The sequence below is a fragment of the Polaromonas sp. P3_C2 genome (assembly GCF_056402675.1).
Map to the genome: position 1 here is coordinate 1 of NZ_JBFUGX010001244.1, position 577 is coordinate 577.

Annotated in this window: 1 protein-coding gene; it reads left to right on the forward strand. The window is 60.1% G+C overall.

Translation table 11 applies throughout. From position 1 onward, the window contains the following. On the forward strand, positions 1 to 570 hold a 570-nt coding region (locus AC1DWI_RS25865; RefSeq protein ID WP_477726287.1), incomplete at its 5' end, for an EF-Tu/IF-2/RF-3 family GTPase. Between the last annotated feature and the right edge of the window lie 7 nt (positions 571 to 577).

Consider the following 577-nt stretch of genomic DNA (forward strand, 5'->3'; position numbering starts at 1 on the left):
GCGCTGGCCCAGTCGCTGCTGAAGCTCTCGACCGAGGAAGTCAAGGTCCAGCTGGTGTATTCCGGTGTCGGCGGCATTTCCGAGTCCGACGTCAATCTGGCGATTGCCTCCAAGGCCGTGGTGATCGGGTTCAACACCCGCGCCGATGCCCAGGCCCGCAAGCAGGCCGAAAACAACGGCGTGGACATTCGCTACTACAACATCATTTATGACGCTGTGGACGAACTGCGCGCCGCGATGTCGGGCATGCTGACGCCGGACAAGAAGGAAGAAGTCATCGGCAATGCCGAGATTCGCCAGGTGTTCAAGGTCAGCAAGATCGGCTCGATCGCCGGCTGTATGGTCACCGCCGGGGTGGTTCGCCGCACCGCGCGCCTGCGCCTTCTGCGCGAAAACGTGGTCGTCTTCACGGGCGAACTCGACTCGCTCAAGCGCTTCAAGGACGACGCCAAGGAAGTCAAGGAAGGCTTCGAGTGCGGCTTGAACATCAAGAACTACAACGACATCCAGGTTGGCGACATCCTGGAGTTCTTTGAAATCAGGGAAGTGGCGCGGACACTGGAAGTCTGATCCCGGC